The organism is Streptomyces caeruleatus, from assembly GCF_001514235.1.
In the GTDB taxonomy this organism is placed as follows: Bacteria; Actinomycetota; Actinomycetes; order Streptomycetales; family Streptomycetaceae; genus Streptomyces; species Streptomyces caeruleatus.
Genome location: NZ_KQ948926.1, coordinates 96,355 through 114,881, shown reverse-complemented (window position 1 = coordinate 114,881; position 18,527 = coordinate 96,355). Strand labels below are relative to the sequence as shown.

At 70.8% G+C, this 18,527-nt stretch carries 10 protein-coding genes and 3 pseudogenes; 6 read left to right on the top strand and 7 right to left on the bottom strand.

Annotated elements, in window-relative coordinates; translation table 11 throughout:
• Positions 1-41 precede the first annotated feature (41 nt).
• Positions 42-893: a 5'-methylthioadenosine/S-adenosylhomocysteine nucleosidase family protein gene (locus tag AQJ67_RS09275; protein WP_107122830.1), complete on the bottom strand. Its 852-nt coding sequence runs from the start codon at positions 891-893 to the stop codon at positions 42-44.
• 62 nt (positions 894-955) lie between these two features.
• Between AQJ67_RS09275 and AQJ67_RS09270 the strand changes: the two genes are divergently transcribed.
• Positions 956-1,507 carry a hypothetical protein gene (locus AQJ67_RS09270; protein ID WP_062717614.1) on the top strand — a complete coding sequence of 184 codons (552 nt, stop codon included), beginning with the start codon at positions 956-958 and terminating at the stop codon, positions 1,505-1,507.
• A 65-nt stretch (positions 1,508-1,572) separates the two neighbouring features.
• A pseudogene (locus tag AQJ67_RS09265) lies at positions 1,573-3,948 on the top strand (tetratricopeptide repeat protein); the annotation flags it as partial.
• Here AQJ67_RS09265 and AQJ67_RS09260 read toward each other — a convergent pair.
• Together AQJ67_RS09260 and AQJ67_RS09255 are read right to left on the bottom strand one after the other, a co-directional pair.
• The gene (locus AQJ67_RS09260) at positions 3,944-4,645 is read right to left on the bottom strand and encodes a response regulator (RefSeq protein ID WP_062717613.1); all 702 of its coding nucleotides are present in this window, start codon (positions 4,643-4,645) and stop codon (positions 3,944-3,946) included. The pseudogene AQJ67_RS09265 and the gene AQJ67_RS09260 sit on opposite strands and share 5 nt — an antisense overlap.
• 602 nt (positions 4,646-5,247) lie before the next feature.
• Positions 5,248-6,933, bottom strand: a pseudogene (locus tag AQJ67_RS09255) (sensor histidine kinase); the annotation flags it as partial.
• 197 nt (positions 6,934-7,130) lie between these two features.
• On the opposite strand from AQJ67_RS09255, the gene AQJ67_RS09250 reads away from it, so the two are divergent.
• From AQJ67_RS09250 to AQJ67_RS09235, 4 genes are all read left to right on the top strand, one after another.
• The gene (locus AQJ67_RS09250) at positions 7,131-8,522 is read left to right on the top strand and encodes a cation:dicarboxylate symporter family transporter (RefSeq protein ID WP_062717612.1); all 1,392 of its coding nucleotides are present in this window, start codon (positions 7,131-7,133) and stop codon (positions 8,520-8,522) included.
• 323 nt (positions 8,523-8,845) lie between these two features.
• Entirely contained in the window at positions 8,846-9,232 is a 387-nt protein-coding gene (locus AQJ67_RS09245) for a MerR family transcriptional regulator (RefSeq protein WP_062717611.1), read from the top strand.
• A gap of 14 nt (positions 9,233-9,246) precedes the next feature.
• A complete protein-coding gene (locus AQJ67_RS09240; RefSeq protein ID WP_062718470.1) occupies positions 9,247-9,561 on the top strand; it encodes a thioredoxin family protein in 315 nt (104 codons plus the stop codon).
• Between the two features lie 162 nt (positions 9,562-9,723).
• Positions 9,724-11,940 (top strand): HelD family protein, encoded by a 2,217-nt coding sequence (locus AQJ67_RS09235; RefSeq protein ID WP_062717610.1) that lies wholly within the window; start codon positions 9,724-9,726, stop codon positions 11,938-11,940.
• A gap of 163 nt (positions 11,941-12,103) precedes the next feature.
• Here the strand turns inward: AQJ67_RS09235 and glgB are convergent, their stop codons facing one another.
• The 4 genes and pseudogenes from glgB to AQJ67_RS49110 form a co-directional block, all read right to left on the bottom strand.
• On the bottom strand, positions 12,104-14,737 hold the full coding sequence (glgB, locus tag AQJ67_RS09230; protein WP_079055851.1) for a 1,4-alpha-glucan branching enzyme: 2,634 nt from the start codon (positions 14,735-14,737) through the stop codon (positions 12,104-12,106).
• Complete coding sequence (locus tag AQJ67_RS09225; RefSeq protein ID WP_062717609.1) at positions 14,734-16,179, bottom strand: maltokinase N-terminal cap-like domain-containing protein; 1,446 nt, start codon at positions 16,177-16,179, stop codon at positions 14,734-14,736. Before AQJ67_RS09225 ends, glgB begins: the two co-directional genes overlap by 4 nt.
• Before the next feature lie 86 nt (positions 16,180-16,265).
• Positions 16,266-17,966 (bottom strand): maltose alpha-D-glucosyltransferase, encoded by a 1,701-nt coding sequence (gene treS, locus AQJ67_RS09220; RefSeq protein ID WP_062717608.1) that lies wholly within the window; start codon positions 17,964-17,966, stop codon positions 16,266-16,268.
• Positions 17,963-18,527 (bottom strand): annotated as a pseudogene (locus AQJ67_RS49110) (alpha-1,4-glucan--maltose-1-phosphate maltosyltransferase); the annotation flags it as partial. The gene treS and the pseudogene AQJ67_RS49110, both read right to left, overlap by 4 nt.

The window sequence follows — 18,527 nt, the reverse complement described above, 5'->3', positions numbered from 1 at the left end:
CGTGGACGGTGCCCGAGCCGCGCTCCGGCGCTGGTGGGTCCTCACCGCCCCCCGTCGTCGCCCTGTCCCGGCCTGTCGGTCTTGCCGGTGACGGGCCCGTGGAAGGTGCCGCCCCGGAAGTCGATGTGATCGCCGCCGTAGGTGATTCCGCCGCCTGCGCGGCCGGGATGGGGCCCCTCCTCGGAGTTGGAGGAGCCTTCACGCGGCTGCTGCTTCCGCAGGACGGCGACCGTGACCCTGGCGGCCTGCTGGGCGGCCCGCTCCTGGGATCCCGAGGCGTCGGCCTTGTGCTTGTCGGCGTTGGCGTGGTCACTGATGCCCCGGATCACGAGGGCGTTCAACCGGCCGTTCAGGTGGGCCGCCTGCAGCGCACCGGAGCCCTCCATCTCGATCGCGCCGGCGTCGTTGTAACTCCGGCGGATGAACGCGGCGATCTCGGACTCGGCGTCCGCCAGGACCACGTCCCCCGTGGCGATCGGCATGAAGTGCGCCCGTACGTCGGGCATGTCCCGCACGGCGGAACGGGCCGCCTGTTCGAGCGCGTGTGAGCCCGGCAGGGCCTTCGGCCGGACCAGGAAGCCCTCGGGTGTCTGCTTGCCGCCGTGGATCTCGTACACCTGCGTACCCACGACGACGTCACCGATCCCGACGTCGTCCTTGAGACTGCCGGCGACACCGATGAAGAACACGGCCTCGGGATGCAGCCAGTTGATGAGCTGGGTGGTGAGAGCGGCGGCTCGCTCGGCGCCCATCCCCAGCTCGGCCATGGCAACCTGCCAGCCGGTATCGGGTAGTTGGCCCTTCTCGACCCGGGTCCCATCAGGGTGCACGAGCTCTCGCCGCTTCTCGACGTGCGCGCGGATCGCGGCGTATTCGAGAGGGAGCGCGGTCAGGACGAGAACAGTGGGTCAGTCTCCGGCACACTCTTAACGTACAGCCGGGGGAAGGGATTCGAGTGCCGGAACAGGACGTCACCGTCGGGCAGTTGCTGCTCGCCGAGTACCAGAGCATCAAGGACGAGCAGAAGGCGCGGATCGGGTTCCGGGACAATCTGCTGTACGTGACGCTGGCCGTGGTCGCCGCCGTCATCGCCGCGGCGGCGCAGGCCAAGCAGGCGTCCATGCTGCTCGCGCTGCCGCCCGTGTGTGTCGTCCTCGGGTGGACGTACCTGGTCAACGACGAGAAGATCTCGGCGATCGGGCGGTACGTGCGGGACGACCTAGGCCCTCGCCTCGCCCAACTCGCCCAACCCGGCAGCGATTTCGCGGCCTTCGGCTGGGAGAGGGCCCACCGGAGCGACGCGCGCCGCAGGTCCCGGAAGGTCATCCAGTGCGTGGTCGACCTGACGGCGTTCTGCGCGGTGCCGCTGGCGGCGCTGGTGCTGTTCTGGGCCGACGGGGCGGGCGGCGGGCTGCTCGTCACGCTTTCGGTGCTGGAGGCGCTCGCGGTGGCCGGCCTCGGCGTGCAGGTCGTGCTGTACGCGAGACCGGCGCGAACTCCCGCCTGACGCCGTACCGTTGACCTACGGCTCCGCGTGGGCCGGTGGCATGGAGCGGGGGACGGTACGGGCACATGAGAGCGGCGTTGCTGGCGGCCCTGGCCGAAGGCGCGGGCGGGGACGCCGGGCGCCTGATGACGGAGGAACTGGCGCGGGCGTTGCGGCTGGACACGGGTGCGTCCGCACAGGCGCTCGCCGAGGTGGCGGGGCGTCCGGACCGGCGGGAGGCGGTACGGGCCTGGGGCGGCCGGGTCGCGGACCTGCTCGCCGCCGACCCGCGGATCGCCGGCGCCGTCGCGGAGGCCATGGAGCGGCACGCGCCGGGCAGCGGGAAGGCCTGGTACGGCGGCGACCACACCGACTTCCGGGGCGGGCTGTTCCTGCGTGAGGTGGTCGGCGTCCAGGTCGTGATCCAGCAGAGCGGGGCCGCCGCGCCGGAGGCCATGGCCTCCCTGCCGCCCAGGCCCGGCGGCTTCACCGGACGCGGCGACGAGACGGAGGCGCTGCTGCGCGCCCTGGACCCGGCGGCCGTGCCCCGGTCGCCGGACTGCACGGCGGTCCTCGTCGCCGCCGTGTCCGGACTCGGCGGCATCGGGAAGACCGCGCTCGCCGTCGAGACCGCGCACCTGGCCCGTGAGAAAGGCTGGTTCCCGGGCGGGGAGCTCTTCGTCGACCTGCACGGGTACGACGACGATCCGGTCACCGCCGACCAGGCACTCCAGTCCCTGCTGCGAGCCCTCGGAGTCCCGCCGGGGCACATCCCCGCCACGTCCGACGACCGCGCGGCCCTCTACCGTTCGGTACTCGCCGAGCGCGCGCGGGAACGCGGGCCGGTGCTGGTCCTGGCCGACAACGCGTCGTCGCCGGACCAGGTCCGCCCGCTCCTCCCGGGCGACACCCGCCACCGCGTCCTGGTCACGTCCCGCGACCGCCTCCCTCAACTCGGCGCCCGGCTCGTTCCCCTGAGCCAGCTCACGCCCGAGGCCGCGTACGACCTCCTCGGCCTCGCCCTGCGGATCGCCGACCCGGACGACAGCCGTGTCACCGACGACCCCGACGCGGCCGAGCGACTCGCCGCCCGCTGCGGATACCTGCCGCTGGCCCTCCAGATCGCGGCCGCACTGCTGGCGGAAGACCCGGACAAGCCGGTCGCGGAACTCGTGGCCGAACTCGCCGCGTCGCACGACCGCCTCGACCCCCTCGACGACGGCGACCGCACCGTCCGCGCCGCCTTCGACCTCTCCTACCGCCGTCTGCCGCCCGAACAGGCCCGCCTGCTGCGCTTGCTCGCCCTCGCGCCCGGGCCCGAGGTGAGCGACGAGGTCGTCAGCGTGCTGGTCGGGGCGGAGGCGCCTCCGCTGCGGGACCTGAGGGCGCTCGCCCGCGCGCACCTTGTGGAGCGGGGGAGTGGGCGGGGGTGGTGGCGGTTGCATGACCTGGTGCGGGGGTTCGGGGTGGGGGTGGTGGATCGGGATGCGGGTTTGCGGGAGGAGGGGGAGGAGGCGCGGGAGCGGGTGCTGGCGTTCTATTACCGGTGGGCGGATGCGGCTGATGACCGGTTGAGGTGGTTGCCGGGGGCGGTCGAGCCGGAGCGGTTCGCGGAACGAGGGCAGGCCTTGGCCTGGCTGGACGCGGAGCGGGCGGGGCTGGTGGCGGCGGTGTTGTGGGGGCGGGAGGAGCGGTACGCGGACACGGCGGTGCGGCTGGCCGGATGTCTGGGGGAGTACCTGATCTGGCGGCGGTATTTCGACGACTGGATCGCTGTCGCCGGGGCCGAGCGGGAGGCCGCCCATCGGTGGGGGAAGCGGTTGAGCGAGGGTATCGCGTGGGACAACCTCGGCAGCGCCCTGCGGGGAGCGGGTCGGGAGGAGGAGGCGATTGCCGCCCACACCCGAGCCCGCGACTTGTTCCAAGGCGCAGAAGAGCGCTGCGGCGAGGCCATTGCGTGGGACAACCTCGGCATCACTCTGCGGGAGGTGGGTCGGATGCAGGAGGCGATCGACGCCCACACCCGAGCCCGCGACTTGTTCCAGGCCGCCGGGGACCGTCACCGCGAGGCCAGCGCGTGGAACAACCTCGGCATCGCCCTACAACAGGCGGGCCGGGTCGAGAAGGCGATCGATACCCATACCCAGGCGCGTGACCTGTACCAGGCCGCAGGGGATCGTCACCGCGAGGGCAAGGCGTGGCACTGTCTTGGTATCGCCCTGCGGAACGTGGGCCGGGCGGAGGAGGCGATCGAGGCGTACGGCAAGTCCTTGGAGGTATACCGGGAGTTCGAGGACTGGTACGGGGCGGGCCAGACCCTCCATAACCTGGCCCTCGCCCACGTGCACGCCCACCGCCCCGCCGACGCCCGCACTAACTGGCTCCAGGCCGCCGACGCCTACACCCGCGCCAACGCCCCCGCCGAAGCCGCCCAATCCCGCGCCCGAGCCGCCACCCTCACCGCCCAGAACCCCCCCGAACCCACCGATAAACCAACTCCGGCCGCCCCACCTGCCCATAAACCGGCGCCCGCTCAGCCCTCCCCGCCTCCACCAAATGCTCCAGATACCGCCGAGCCGTAATCCGGGAAATCCCCACGGCCTCGGCCACCCCCGCCGCAGTAAGCCCCTCCTCGGCCTCCCGCACAGCCCCCGTCACCCGCTCCAACGTCGGCCCGCTCAACCCCTTCGGCAGCGCGGCCGGCCCCGGTGCCCGCAGCGCCGCCAGCGCCCGGTCCACCTCGTCCTGCCCGCTCGCCTCGCCCACCGCCGCATGGAACTCGGCGTACCGCACCAGCCGGTCCCGAAGCGTCGCGAACGTAAACGGCTTCAGTACGTACTGCACCACCCCCAGCGACACCCCCTCCCGCACCACGGCCAGATCCCGGGCCGACGTCACCGCGATGACATCCGCGTGATGCCCGGCGGCCCGCAGTGACCGTGCCAGCTGCAGTCCGTGTACATCCGGCAGGTGCAGGTCCAGCAGCAGCAGATCCACCGGCGTCCGCTCCAGCGCGCGCCGCGCCTCCGCTCCCGTGTGCGCCTTGCCGACCGCGACGAAGCCCGGCACCCGGCCGACGTACATCATGTGCGCGTCCGCCGCCACCGGGTCGTCCTCCACGACCAGGACGCGAATCGCCTGCTCGGCCGCCGCCGTCATACGTCACCTCTCGAAACGACCGCGCCCTCGGAGCCGGCCGCTTCCGTCGAGCCGGTTCCCTTCTTGGAAGGGGCACCCTCGGCCAGGCCGGCCTCCGCCGCGGAAGCGGTGCCTCCTGCCCGGGCTGCCCCTTGTCCTGAACCGGCCCCCTCGGCCGAGACCGCGCTCTCCACCGAGACGCTCCCCTCCACCGAAACTGCCCCTCCCACCGAAGCCGCCTCTCCTGCCGAAGCCGCCCCCTCCACCGAGCCGGCGTCTTCCACCGGGGCGGCCCCTGTCCCGGAGCGGCCCCTCTTGATCGAGCCGGCGTCTTCCGCCGGGGCGGCCCCTGTCCCCGAGTCGCGCCTCATGACCGAGCCGGCGTCTTCCGCCGAGGCGGCCCCTGTACCCGAACCACCCCTGCCGACCGACCTGGCGTCTTCCGCCGGGGCGGCCCCTGTCCCCGAGTCGCGCCTCATGACCGAGCCGGCGTCTTCCGCCGAAGCGGCCCCTGTACCCGAACCACCCCTGCCGACCGACCTGGCGTCTTTTGCCGAAGCGGCCCCTGTCCCGGTGCGGCCCCTCTCGAACGAGCCAGCAGCTTCCACCGAGGCAGCCCCTCCCCCCGAGCCACCCCCCTCCACCGAGCCCCGCTCCTCCACCGAGCCCCGCTCCTCCACCGAGCCCCCCTCCTCCACCAACGGCAACCGCACCTCGAACACGGCCCCGCCCCCCTCCGCCTCCGCCACCGACAGCACGCCCTGGTGCCGGGTCGCGGCCTGGCGGACGAGGGCCAGGCCCAGGCCTCGGCCGCCCGGGCCGGCCGGCTTCGTGGAGAAGCCGCGTTGGAACACCGTCTCGGCGAGCGCGGGGTCCACGCCGGTGCCGGTGTCGGAGACCCGGAGTACCAGCTCACCGCGCTGGCTGCCCTCGGCGTACGCCGTCACCGTCACCCGTGCCCCCACACTGCCCTGCGCCGCGTCCACCGCGTTGTCGATCAGGTTGCCGAGGATCGTCACCAGGTCGCGGGCGGGCAGGGACGGGGGCAGCAGGCCGTCGTCGAGGCGGCTGTCGTCCGAGACGACGAGTTCGACGCCCCGCTCGTTGGCCTGTGCCGTCTTCCCCAGCAGCAGCGCGGCCAGCACCGGCTCGCTCACCGCCGCGACGACCTGGTCCGTCAGGGCCTGCGCCAGTTCCAGCTCGGCGGTCGCGAACTCCACCGCCTCCTCGGCGCGTCCGAGTTCGATCAGTGAGACGACCGTGTGGAGGCGGTTAGCCGCCTCGTGCGCCTGTGAGCGCAGCGCCTGGGTGAAGCCCCGCTCGGAGTCCAACTCGCCCATCAGGGACTGGAGTTCGGTCACGTCCCGCAGGGTCACCACCGTGCCGCGCCGCTCACCGCCGGACACCGGCGACGTGTTCACCACCAGGACCCGTTCCGCGGCCAGATGCACCTCGTCCACCCTTGGCTCGGAGGCCAGCAGCGCCCCGGTGAGCGGGGCGGGCAGGCCGAGCTCCGCGACCGACTGTCCCACCACATCTCCGTCCACGCCCAGCAGCTCACGCCCGCCGTCATTGATCAGCGCCACACGGTACTGCCCGTCCAGCATCAGCAGCCCCTCGCGTACCGCGTGCAACGCGGCCTGGTGGTAGTCGTGCATATGGCTCAGCTCGGCCGCGTTCATGCCATGGGTGTGCCGGCGCAGCCGGGCATTGATGACGTACGTGCCGACCGCGCCCAGCGCGAGCGCGCCCGCCGCCACCCCGAGCAGGGCCGTCAGCTGGTCCTGCATCCGCTTGCTGATCTCCTCGACCCGGATGCCCGCGCTGACCATCCCCACGATGTGCGCCGGCTCGTCGCCTCCGTCGTAGATCGGTACGACCGCCCGCACGGACGGGCCGAGCGTGCCCGTGTACGTCTCGGTGAAGGGCTCGCCCCGCAGGGCGCGCGCGGTGTGCCCGCGGAAGTGCTGGCCGATCTGGTCCTCGTCGGGGTGCGTCCAGCGGATGCCCGCAGGGCTCATGATCGTGACGAAGTCGACCTCGGCGTCCCGCTGGACCCGCAGCGCGTACGGCTGGAGCTCGGCCGTCGGATCGCCGGTACGGATCGCCTCCCGCACGGACGGCGCGTCGGCGATCGACTGCGCCACGGCCTTGGCCTGCCGCCCCGCCGAGTCCTCGGCCTGCCCGCGGTCACTGACGTAGGTGAAGACCGCGTACCCGGCGACGAGCACCGCTATCAGCACGGCCTGCATGGCGAACAGCTGGCCGGCCAGGCTGCGGGGTCTGGGGACCGGGACGGGGATGCGCATGTCGTCAGTCTGCCTCCATGGCTGATTGTGAACTAAATGAACGGAAGGGTGACCGCCCTCACACGGCGGGAGATAGTCACCGCATCGCTGAGTACGACGCCCCCGTCCCGGGGCGCGACGGCCGGTCAGCGAGACCCCCACCCCCGGACGTGAGCCGCACGCCGGTGATACCGACAAAGACGTCAAGGAGGGCAGCCGTGGCCGCCGCCAGTTCCCCCGAGAAGGCACCCGCCGCACCCGTCGCCAAACGGGACCGCACGCACTACCTCTACATCGCGGTGATCATCGCGGTGGCCCTCGGTATCACCGTGGGCCTGGTCGCGCCCGACTTCGCGGTCGAGCTGAAGCCCATCGGCACGGGCTTCGTGAACCTGATCAAGATGATGATCTCGCCGATCATCTTCTGCACGATCGTCCTGGGCATCGGCTCGGTACGGAAGGCCGCGAAGGTCGGCAAGGTCGGCGGTATCGCGATGGTCTACTTCCTCGCGATGTCGCTGGTCGCGCTCGCCATCGGCCTCGTCGTCGGCAACATCCTGGAGCCGGGCACCGGCCTGCACATCACCGACGCCATCAAGAACGCCGGCCACGAGCAGGTCGACACGGAGGCCAAGGACACCACCGAGTTCCTGCTCAGCCTCATCCCGACCACGATGGTTTCCGCCTTCACCTCGGAATCGGTGCTGCAGACCCTGGTCATCGCGCTGCTCGCCGGTTTCGCACTGCAGGCCATGGGCTCCACCGGTGAGCCGATCCTGCGCGGTGTGCAGCACATCCAGCGGCTCGTCTTCCGCATCCTCGCCATGGTGATGTGGGCCGCGCCCATCGGTGCCTTCGGCGCCATCGCCGCCGTCACCGGGTCGGCCGGCGTCGACGCGCTGAAGCAGCTCGCCATCCTGATGCTGGGCTTCTACGTCACCTGCTTCCTCTTCGTCTTCATCGTGCTCGGCGCGCTGCTGCGGATCGTCTCCGGCCTCAACATCTTCACGTTCTTCAAGTACCTGGGCCGTGAGTTCCTGCTGATCCTGTCCACCTCCTCCTCCGAGTCCGCGCTGCCGCGCCTCATCGCGAAGATGGAGCACCTGGGTGTCAGCAAGCCCGTCGTCGGCATCACCGTCCCGACCGGCTACTCCTTCAACCTCGACGGCACCATGATCTACATGACCATGGCGTCCCTGTTCATCGCCGACGCCATGGGTACTCCGATGGCCGTCGCCGAGCAGATCCCGTTGCTGCTCTTCCTGCTGGTCGCCTCCAAGGGCGCCGCCGGTGTCACCGGCGCGGGTCTGGCCACGCTGGCCGGTGGCCTCCAGTCGCACAAGCCCGCCCTGGTGGACGGCATCGGCCTCATCGTCGGCATCGACCGCTTCATGAGCGAGGCCCGCGCCCTGACGAACTTCGCGGGCAACGCCGTCGCCACGGTCCTGATCGGAACCTGGACCAAGGAGATCGACAGGGGCAGGGTCGACGAGGTGCTCGCCGGTCGGATCCCGTTCGACGAGAAGACCCTCCTGGACGACGGCCACGGCGCCGCTCCGGCCGCCGAGGCGCCGGAGCAGGACGGCGACAAGGAACTCGCCCGGGCGTGACCTCCGGTCCGTTCCAGGGCCACCTGCTCCGCACGCCCGGCCCCGCCTGAACCGGGGCCGGGCGTGCGGCCACGCACACACATGCTCCGGGCGGCTGGGATACTCCCCCGTCGCTCAGCCGCCCGGTCACCATCGCTGGTCCCCACTCAGGCGTACGGCAGCCACAACTGCCGTACGCCTGACGGCATTACCGGATGATTACGTTCCGTCGCCCGTCCAAGAAGTTGTGGCCCTCCTGCTGGCCCCGCTGACACCGGGGCCGGGCGGTTCGACGTCAAACGGCTGTTGCCCTGACGTCGGCGTCAAGGATTACGTTCGTACGCATGCGAATCGGCGAGCTGGCCGCACGGGCCGGGACCACGACGCGCACGTTGCGCTACTACGAGTCGCGTGGGCTGCTGCCCGCGCGGCGCAGCGGCAACGGCTACCGGAGCTACGACGAGGACGACCTGAAGCTGCTGCGGCAGATCAGGACGTTGCAGGACTTCGGGTTCGACCTGGAGGAGACCCGGCCGTTCGTGGAGTGTCTGCGGGCCGGGCACCCGGAGGGCGACTCGTGTCCCGCCTCGCTCGCGGTCTACCGGCGCAAGCTGGACGAGCTCGACGCGCTGATCGGCGAGTTGCGGGCCGTGCGGGCCAAGATCGGTCTGCGGCTGGCGCTGGCCGAGGGGGAACCACCGTTGTGCGAACTGGGAGGGCAGGAACTGTGATCAAGGCGGCAGGCGTGGCCGAGGTGACGGACGCGGACTTCGAGGCGGAGGTGATCGGGGCGGAGCTGCCGGTGCTGGTGGAGTTCACCGCCGACTGGTGTCCGCCGTGCCGGCAGATGGGGCCGGTGCTGACGGCTGTCGCCGGTGAGACCGGCGACCGGCTGAAGGTGGTCCAGCTGGACGTGGACCACAACCCCGAGACCACGAACGCGTACAAGGTGCTGTCCATGCCGACGTTCATGGTGTTCCGCGGCGGTGAGCCGGTGAAATCGATGGTGGGTGCCCGCCCGAAGCGGCGGCTGCTGGAGGAACTGGCCGACGTCCTCTGATCCGGAACGAAGAAATCCCCCGAGCAATTGCGCTCGGGGGATTTCTCTGCGTATATTCAATGGTTCGCGACTTCAAATGCATTGAGTCGCGGAGAAGTTCACTGAACGCAGTATATCCGGCCGGGAGCGGAATTGTCAAACACCGAATTTCAAGACGGTGAAATGCGGCGTGAGCAGGAATTCATCGACGACCTGTACGCCCGCGTGGACGCGCTGCGCGGCGACACCGAGACCTCCGTCACGGACGCTCTCGCCCAGGGCAACACGCCGATGCAGGCCCGTCTGGAGCGGGACATCCTCGTCGCCGAGCGCTCGGGCCTGCTCGCCGCGCTGAACGCCGTGGACGGATCGCTGTGCTTCGGCCGGATCGACCTGGCCTCGGGTGTCAGCCACCGCATCGGCCGGATCGGCCTGCGCACCGACGACGCCGAGCGCACGCCGATCCTCATCGACTGGCGGGCCGACGTCGCCCGCCCCTTCTACCTGGCCACCGGCCACACCCCGATGGGGCTGCGGCGCAGGCGGCACATCACCACCAGCGGCCGTACCGTCACGGCCCTGCACGACGAGATCCTCGACCTGGGCGACCAGCAGCGGACCGGCCACGAGGACCCCACCGGCGACGCGGTCCTGCTCGCCGCGCTCGACGCCGCCCGCACCGGCCGGATGCACGACATCGTGCAGACCATCCAGGCCGAGCAGGACGAGATCATCCGGGCGCCCCACCGCGGCGTACTGGTCGTGGAGGGCGGCCCCGGCACCGGCAAGACGGCCGTCGCCCTGCACCGCGCCGCGTACCTGCTCTACGAGTACCGCGAACTCCTCGCCAAACGCGCCGTCCTGATCGTCGGCCCCAACCCCGCCTTCCTCGGCTACATCGGCGAGGTCCTGCCCTCGCTCGGCGAGACCGGCGTCCTGCTGGCCACGGTCGGCGAGCTGTTCCCGGGAGTACGGGCGACCGCCGCCGACACCCGTGAGGCGGCCGCGGTGAAGGGGCGCGCCGACATGGCGGACGTACTCGCCGAGGTCGTCCGCGACTGGCAGTCGCTGCCGGACCCGGTGATCGCGATCGAGCACGAACGCGAGATCCTCATGCTCGACGACGACCTGGTCAAGGTGGCCCGCGAGCGCACCCGGGCCGCGGGGCTCCAGCACAACGTGGCCCGTGAGCACTTCGAGGGCCACATCCTCAACACGCTCACCGAGCTGTACGCCGAGCGCGTCGGCACCGACCCGTACGACGGCTCCAGCCTCCTCGACCCCAGCGACATCACCCAGATCCGGGACGAGCTCGCCGAGAACCCCGAGGTGTGGGCGGCCGTGGACCAGCTGTGGCCGAGGCTGACCCCGCAGCGCCTGGTCGCCGACTTCCTCGCCGACCCGGTCGGCTACCTCCCCGACGAGGAGGCGGCCGCCATCCGCCGGCCCGTGACACGGGAGTGGACCGTGGCGGACGTGCCGCTGCTCGACGAGGCGGCGGAACTGCTCGGCGAGGACGACCGGGTGAAGCGGGCGCTGGCCGAGCGGGAGCGGGAGACGCAGGTCGCCTACGCACAGGGCGTGCTGGACGTCTCGTACGCGTCGCGCACCTACGAGTTCGAGGACAAGGACGAGGAGGACTCCGAGGTCCTCTCCGCGCACGACATCATCGACGCCGAGCGCTTCGCCGAACGCCACGAGGAGGACGACCACCGCAGCGCCGCCGAGCGCGCGGCGGCCGACCGGACCTGGGCGTTCGGGCACATCATCGTCGACGAGGCGCAGGAGCTGTCGGCGATGGCCTGGCGGCTGCTCATGCGGCGCAGCCCGACCCGTTCGATGACGCTGGTCGGCGACCCGGCGCAGACCGCGGAGGCGGCGGGTGTCGGTTCCTGGGCGGGGATCCTGGAGCCCTACGTCCAGGACCGCTGGGAGCACACGCGACTCGGCGTCAACTACCGCACCCCGGCCGAGATCATGGACCTGGCGGCGGCGGTCGTACGGGCCGAGAACCCGGAGTTCGAGCCACCGAGTTCGGTGCGGTCGACGGGGGTACGGCCCTGGGTGCGCGCGACCGACGATCTGCCGGGCGCGACGGCGAAGGCGGTCGGGGAACTCATGCCCGCCGAGGGGCGGCTCGCGGTCATCGCACCACGCCATCTGCACCGGAAGCTGGCGGCGGTGTTGGACGGGGTGACGGCGGGGGCGGAGCCCGACCTCACGCGGACCGTCGTGCTCCTTGACCCGCGGCAGTCGAAGGGGCTGGAGTTCGACTCGGTGCTGGTGGTGGAGCCGGGACTGTACGACACGAGTGATCTGTATGTGGCGCTGACTCGGGCTACGCAGCGGTTGGGAGTCCTGCACACGGGTCGGCTGCCGACGGCGCTGGTCACCGACTAGAACGGAATCCGCCCCCGCCGCCCCTACCCGTCCCGTCCCTGGGGGCCTCGTCCTCAAACGCCGGACGGGCTGAAAGATCTAGCCTCTCCGGCGTTTGAGGAGCGGGGTCTGGGGCGGAGCCCCAGAAGGATGGGACGGGTAGGGGCGGCGGGGGCGAGGAAAGCTAGGCCGGCCGCAGCCACACCGTCGCCAGCGGTGGCAGCGTCAGCCGGATGCTGGCCGGGCGGCCGTGCCAGCCCTGGGGTTCGGGCTTGACCGGGTCGGGGTTGGTGACGTCGCTGCCGCCGTAGCGCGCCGCGTCGGTGTTCAACGTCTCGTACCAGGCAGGGATGTCGTCAGGAACACCGAGCCGGTAGTCCTGCCGGACGACCGGCGACAGGTTCGACACCGCCAGCAGCGGAGCCCCCTCGGCGTCGAAGCGCAAAAACGCGAACACGTTGTCGTCGGCCGCGTCCCCCACCACCCACTGGAACCCGGACGCGTCCGTGTCCCGCTGCCACAGCGCCGGCGTCTGCCCGTACACCGTGTTGAGGTCGCGGACCAGGTCCCGCACCCCCCGGTGGTCGGCCTCCGCCCCGTACGCCGGATCCAGCAGCCACCAGTCCGGCCCGTGCGCCTCCGACCACTCCGCGCCCTGCGCGAACTCCTGCCCCATGAAGAGCAACTGCTTGCCGGGATGCGCCCACATGTAACCCAGGTACGCCCGGTGGTTGGCCCGCTGCTGCCACCAGTCACCCGGCATCTTCGACACCAGCGACCGCTTGCCGTGGACCACCTCGTCGTGGGAGATGGGCAGGACGTAGTTCTCGCTGTACGCGTACACCATCGAGAACGTCATCTCGTCGTGGTGGTACTTGCGGTGCACCGGCTCCTTGGCCATGTACTCCAGCGAGTCGTGCATCCAGCCCATGTTCCACTTGAGCCCGAAGCCAAGCCCCCCGAAGCCGCCGGGACCGGATACATGCGTGGGCCGTGTCACACCGTCCCAGGCCGTCGACTCCTCCGCGATCGTCACGACCCCCGGCACCCGCCGGTACACCGTGGCGTTCATCTCCTGCAGGAACGCCACCGCGTCCAGGTTCTCCCGCCCGCCGTGCTCGTTCGGCACCCACTGGCCCGGCTCACGCGAGTAGTCCAGGTAGAGCATGGAGGCCACCGCGTCCACCCGGAGCCCGTCGATGTGGAACTCCTCGCACCAGTACAGGGCGTTGGCCACCAGGAAGTTGCGCACCTCGCGCCGCCCGAAGTCGAACTCCAGCGTGCCCCAGTCGGGGTGCGCGGACCGCAGCGGATCCTCGTGCTCGTACAGCGGACGCCCGTCGAACTCGGCCAGCGCCCAGTCGTCGCGCGGGAAGTGCGCGGGCACCCAGTCCATCAGTACGCCGATGCCGGCCTGGTGGAGGGCGTCGACGAGGTACTTGAAGTCGTCCGGGGTACCGAGCCGGGCGGTGGGCGCGTAGAAGCCGGTCACCTGGTAGCCCCACGAGCCGCCGAAGGGGTGCTCGGCGACCGGCATCAGCTCGACGTGGGTGAAGCCCAGGTCCTTGACGTACGCGGGGAGCTGTTCGGCCAGTTGGCGGTAGGTCAGCCCCGGCCGCCAGGACGCCAGATGGACCTCGTAGACCGAGAACGGCGCCTCGTGCGGCGGCACCGTCCCGCGCCGCGCCAGCCACTGCGCGTCGCCCCACTCGTGCCGCGAGGCGTGCACGATCGACGACGTGTTGGGCGGGGCCTCCGTCCGGCGGGCCAGCGGATCCGCGCGCAGCGTCTTCGAACCGTCGGGCCGGGTGATCTCGAACTTGTACAGCTCGCCCTCACCGATCTCCGGCACGAACAGCTCCCAGACACCGGTGCCGCCGAGCGAGCGCATCGGATAGCCCGTGCCGTCCCAGAAGTTGAAGGTGCCGGCCAGGGACACGCCGCGGGCGTTCGGCGCCCACACCGTGAACCGGGTGCCGGTCACGCCCTGGTGCGTCATCGGCTCGGCGCCGAGCGCCTTCCACAGCTCCTCGTGCCGGCCCTCAGCGATCAGATGCAGGTCCAGCTCGCCCAGCGCGGGCAGGAAACGGTACGCGTCCTCGGTCTCCTGCACCGACTCCTCGTACGCCACGAGGAGCTGGTAGTCGGCCGGGACCTCCCGCAGTGGCAGCAGGCCCGAGAAGAACCCCTCCCCGTCGTCGTGCAGTTCGGCCCGCAGGGCCCCGGCGACGACGGTGACCGTCAGGGCGTACGGCCGCAAGGCCCGGAAGGCGACACCGCCGGGCACCGGGTGGGCGCCCAGCACGGAGTGCGGGTCGTGGTGGGTGCCGGTGAGGAGACGCTCGCGGTCGGCGGCGTCGAGGGCGGGGGAGACGGCGACGTCCACGGGAGCCGGGGGCGCGACGGGGGCCGCCTTCTGCGCCGGGATCTTCTTGGCCGCCGTGGCCTTCTGCGCGGGGATCTTCTTGGCGGCGGCCTTCTTCGGGGCGGTGCTCTTCGCCGTAGTCTTCGCCGTCGTCTTGGCCGTGGTCGTCTTCGCGGCCGTCTTCTTCGCCACGGCCTTCTTGGGCACGGTCTTCTTGGCGGCGGCCTTCTTCGCCGGAGCCTTCTTCGCGGCCGTCTTCTTCGCCGCGCCGGTCTTCGTGGCCGCCTTCTTGGCCGTCCCCTTCTTCATGGCCTCCGCGGCCTTCTCGGCGGCCTTCACCGTCTTTGTCGCCGCCTTCTTCGCGACGCTCGTCTGCTCGGCCGGCTGCTGCGTCGACTGCTCGGCCGTCTTCTTCGATGCCGTACCGCTGGAGGGAGTGGTGCGGGGGGTCACGGGCTGGGCCTCCTAGGCGAAGGTGGAGAGAGGGGAGTGGAGGAAGGGGGCGTGCCGGTGTCCGCGGCGAGGCGGCTTATGGCGGACAGCGGCACCGGGAGCCAGTCGGGGCGGTGACGGGCCTCGTAGACGACCTCGTAGATCGCCTTGTCGGTCTCGTACGCGCGCAGCAGCACCGGGTCGGTGCGTGGATCGACGCCGCTGACCTGCGCGTACCCGGAGCAGTAGGCGGCCCGGCAGGTGTCGGCCCAGCCGGGTATCGGCGGGTCGGCCGAGTGGGCCGCGTAGTCGAAGGAGCGCAGCATGCCGGCGACGTCCCGCACCGGCGGCTGCGGCATCCGCCGTTCGGCCAGCGGCTTCGACGGCTCGCCCTCGAAGTCGATCAGCCACCACTGACCGGCCGGCGAACGCAGGCACTGCCCGAGGTGCAGGTCGCCGTGGATGCGCTGGGCGGTCCAGGTGCACCCCTCGGCGGCCAGATCGGCCAGCGCCGCGAAGGCCGAGCGGAGGCCGGGCGCGTACGGCCGCAGCGCGGGTACGGCCTGCGCGGCCGCCTCCAGCCGCCCGACCATGCCGTCGACCAGCTGCCGCACCTGCGTGTGCCCGAGCGTGACGGTCGGCAGGGTGCGGGCCAGCGCCGTGTGCACCTCGGCGGTCGCGCGCCCGAGCGCCCGGGCCGCCGCGGCGAAGTCCTCACCCTTGGCCAGTTCCCGCAGCGCCAGCTCCCAGCCGTCGGCGGCGCCCTGCACGAACGGCTGGAGGACACCGAGCACGTACGAGTCGCCCGCCAGCTCCGCGCCGATCCACGCCGTCGGCGCGGGCACCCGGTCGCAGCCCTCCCGGGCCAGCGCCAGCGGCAGCTCCAGGTCGGGGTTGACGCCGGGCACGACCCGGCGCAACAGCTTCAGGATGAACGTATCGCCGTAGACGACCGACGAGTTGGACTGTTCGGAGGTGACCAGGCGCGGCACCAGACCGGACCGGATGTCCTGGCCGGCGGCGCGTTCGAAGCGCAGTCCGCCGATCCGGGCCCCGGTGCGCAGCGCCTCCAGGAGCAGTTCGGTGGGACGCGTGTCGTACAGGGCGTCGTACACCGTGCGTCCGGCGAGCGGGCCCTTCGCCACGTGGCCGATCAGGGCGGGCGCCAGCCGGGGCGGCAGCGCCTCGCGGTCCCCTATGAGGAGCTGGTAGCAGTCGGCGGGCTGCTCGGGTGCGCCCGGCACCGGCGTGAGGGCCTGGTGTGCGCGCACCAGCAGGTGGTACAGGCCCAGCTTGCCGCCGGGCGGCAGCAGTTCGGTGGCCGCCACCAGCGAGAACCCGGTGACCGGACGTCCCTTGCCCGCGAACCAGCGCTGCCGTGGCAGCCACTCCCGCAGCAGGGGATCCAGCGAGGCGAGGAGACCTGGTGAGGTCGTGAGGGTGCGGGTGACGGCTTTCGACATGGCGTCACGTCCTTTCCCCGTGCCGGTCGGGGTGGTTACTGATGCGTGCCCCGGGCGGGGCGGGAGAAACCGCCCCGCCCGGGCTCTCAGACGGCGTCCTTGCGGAGCCGGAACCAGTAGAAGCCGTGCCCGCCGAGCGTCAGCAAGTACGGCAGCTCACCGATGGCCGGGAATCGCACCCCGCCGGACAGTTCGACCGGATGCCGCCCGTTGAACCTGCGGAGATCCAGTTCCGTCGGCTGCGCGAACCGGGAGAAGTTGTTCACGCACAGGACGAGATCGTCCTCGTATTCGCGCAGAAAGGCGATCACGGCCGGATTCGACGACTGGAGTTCCGTGTAGGCGCCGAGTCCGAAAGCGGGGTTCTGCTTACGGATCTCGATCATGCGGCGGGTCCAGTGCAGGAGAGAGGACGGCGAGGACATGGACGCCTCGACATTCGTCACCTGATAGCCGTAGACCGGGTCCATGATCGTGGGCAGGGACAGCCGTCCCGGGTCGCAGGAGGAGAATCCGGCGTTGCGGTCGGGGGTCCACTGCATCGGCGTGCGTACGGCGTCCCGGTCGCCCAGCCAGATGTTGTCGCCCATGCCGATCTCGTCGCCGTAATAGAGGATCGGCGAGCCGGGGAGCGACAGCAGCAGCGCGGTGAACAGCTCGATCTGGTTGCGGTCGTTGTCGAGCAGCGGGGCCAGTCGGCGCCGGATGCCGATGTTGGCGCGCATTCGCGGGTCCTTGGCGTACTCCGCGTACATGTAGTCGCGCTCTTCGTCGGTGACCATTTCGAGGGTCAGCTCGTCGTGGTTGCGCAGGAAGATGCCCCACTGGCAGCCGGAGGGAATGGCCGGTGTCTTGGCGAGGATCTCCGAGACCGGGTAGCGGGATTCCCGCCTCACGGCCATGAAGATGCGGGGCATCACCGGGAAGTGGAACGCCATGTGGCATTCGTCGCCACCGCTGCGGAAGTCGCCGAAGTAGTCGACGACGTCCTCCGGCCACTGGTTGGCCTCCGCCAGCAGCACCGTGTCCGGGTACTGGGCGTCGATCTCCTTCCGGACCCGCCTGAGGAATTCATGGGTCGCGGGGAGGTTCTCGCAGTTCGTGCCTTCCTCCGCGTACAGATACGGCACCGCGTCCAGCCGGAATCCGTCGATTCCCAGGTCCAGCCAGAACTTCAGCGCCGAGAGGATCTCCTCCTGCACGGTCGGGTTCTCGTAGTTGAGGTCCGGCTGATGGGAGAAGAACCGGTGGAAGAAGTACTGCTTGCGGACCGGGTCGAAGGTCCAGTTGGAGGCCTCGGTGTCGACGAAGATGATGCGGGCGTCGGGGTACTGCTTGTCGTCGTCGGCCCACATGTAGTAGTCGCCGTAGGGGCCGTCGGGGTCCTTCCTCGATTCCTGGAACCACGGGTGCTGGTCGCTGGTGTGGTTCATGACGAAGTCGATGATGACCCGCATGCCGCGCTGGTGGGCGGAGTCCACGAAGTCCACGAAGTCGGCGAGGTCGCCGAACTCGGGCAGCACGGACGTGTAGTCGGAGACGTCGTAACCGCCGTCCCTGAGCGGTGACTTGAAGAAAGGCGGCAGCCACAGGCAGTCGACGCCGAGCCATTGCAGGTAGTCGAGTTTGGCGGTCAGGCCTTTGAGGTCGCCGACACCGTCGCCGTTGCTGTCCTGGAAGGAGCGGACCAGGACCTCGTAGAAGACGGCGCGCTTGAACCAATCCGGGTCACGATCCTTGGCAGGCGTGTCCTCGAAGGTGTCCTGAACGGGCTCGTTGACGATCATTTTGTGGGTGACCCTCCGATCTGCGGGGTGGACGGTCGCAGGACGGTGAGGATGTGCGCGGGACGAGTGCCCGGTTCGAGACGCACGTAGTTCGCCCTGCCCCAGTGATAGGTCTCGCCGGTGAGCTCGTCGCGCACCGGCACCGACTCGTGCCAGTCCAGGCCGAGTTGCGGCATGTCCAACGAGACCGTGGCCTCCTGGGTGTGGTGGGGGTCGAGGTTGACGACCACCAGAACCGTGTTCGAACCGCTTCGCTTCGAGTACGCGATCACCGCTTCCTTGTCGGTGTGGTGGAAGTGCAGGTCACGCAGCTGCCGCAGCGCCGGGTTCGCCCGTCGGACGGCGTTGAGCTGGGTGATCAGGGGGGTGATGGTGCGGCCCTCACGCTCGGCGGCCGTCCAGTCGCGGGGGCGGAGCTGGTACTTCTCGGAGTGGAGGTATTCCTCGCTGCCCTTGCGCAGGGGGGTGTTCTCGCAGAGTTCGTAGCCGCTGTAGATGCCCCAGGTGGGCGAGAGGGTGGCGGCGAGGACGGCGCGCAGTTCGAAGGCGGGGCGGCCGCCC

Coding starts and splice junctions, on each gene's coding strand:
- AQJ67_RS09260 (WP_062717613.1), bottom strand. CDS start 4,645: ATGACGGCGGCGGCCGAGCAGGCGATTCGCGTCCTGGTCGTGGAGGAC.
- AQJ67_RS09245 (WP_062717611.1), top strand. CDS start 8,846: ATGCGAATCGGCGAGCTGGCCGCACGGGCCGGGACCACGACGCGCACG.
- AQJ67_RS09235 (WP_062717610.1), top strand. CDS start 9,724: ATGCGGCGTGAGCAGGAATTCATCGACGACCTGTACGCCCGCGTGGAC.
- AQJ67_RS09225 (WP_062717609.1), bottom strand. CDS start 16,179: ATGTCGAAAGCCGTCACCCGCACCCTCACGACCTCACCAGGTCTCCTC.
- treS (WP_062717608.1), bottom strand. CDS start 17,966: ATGATCGTCAACGAGCCCGTTCAGGACACCTTCGAGGACACGCCTGCC.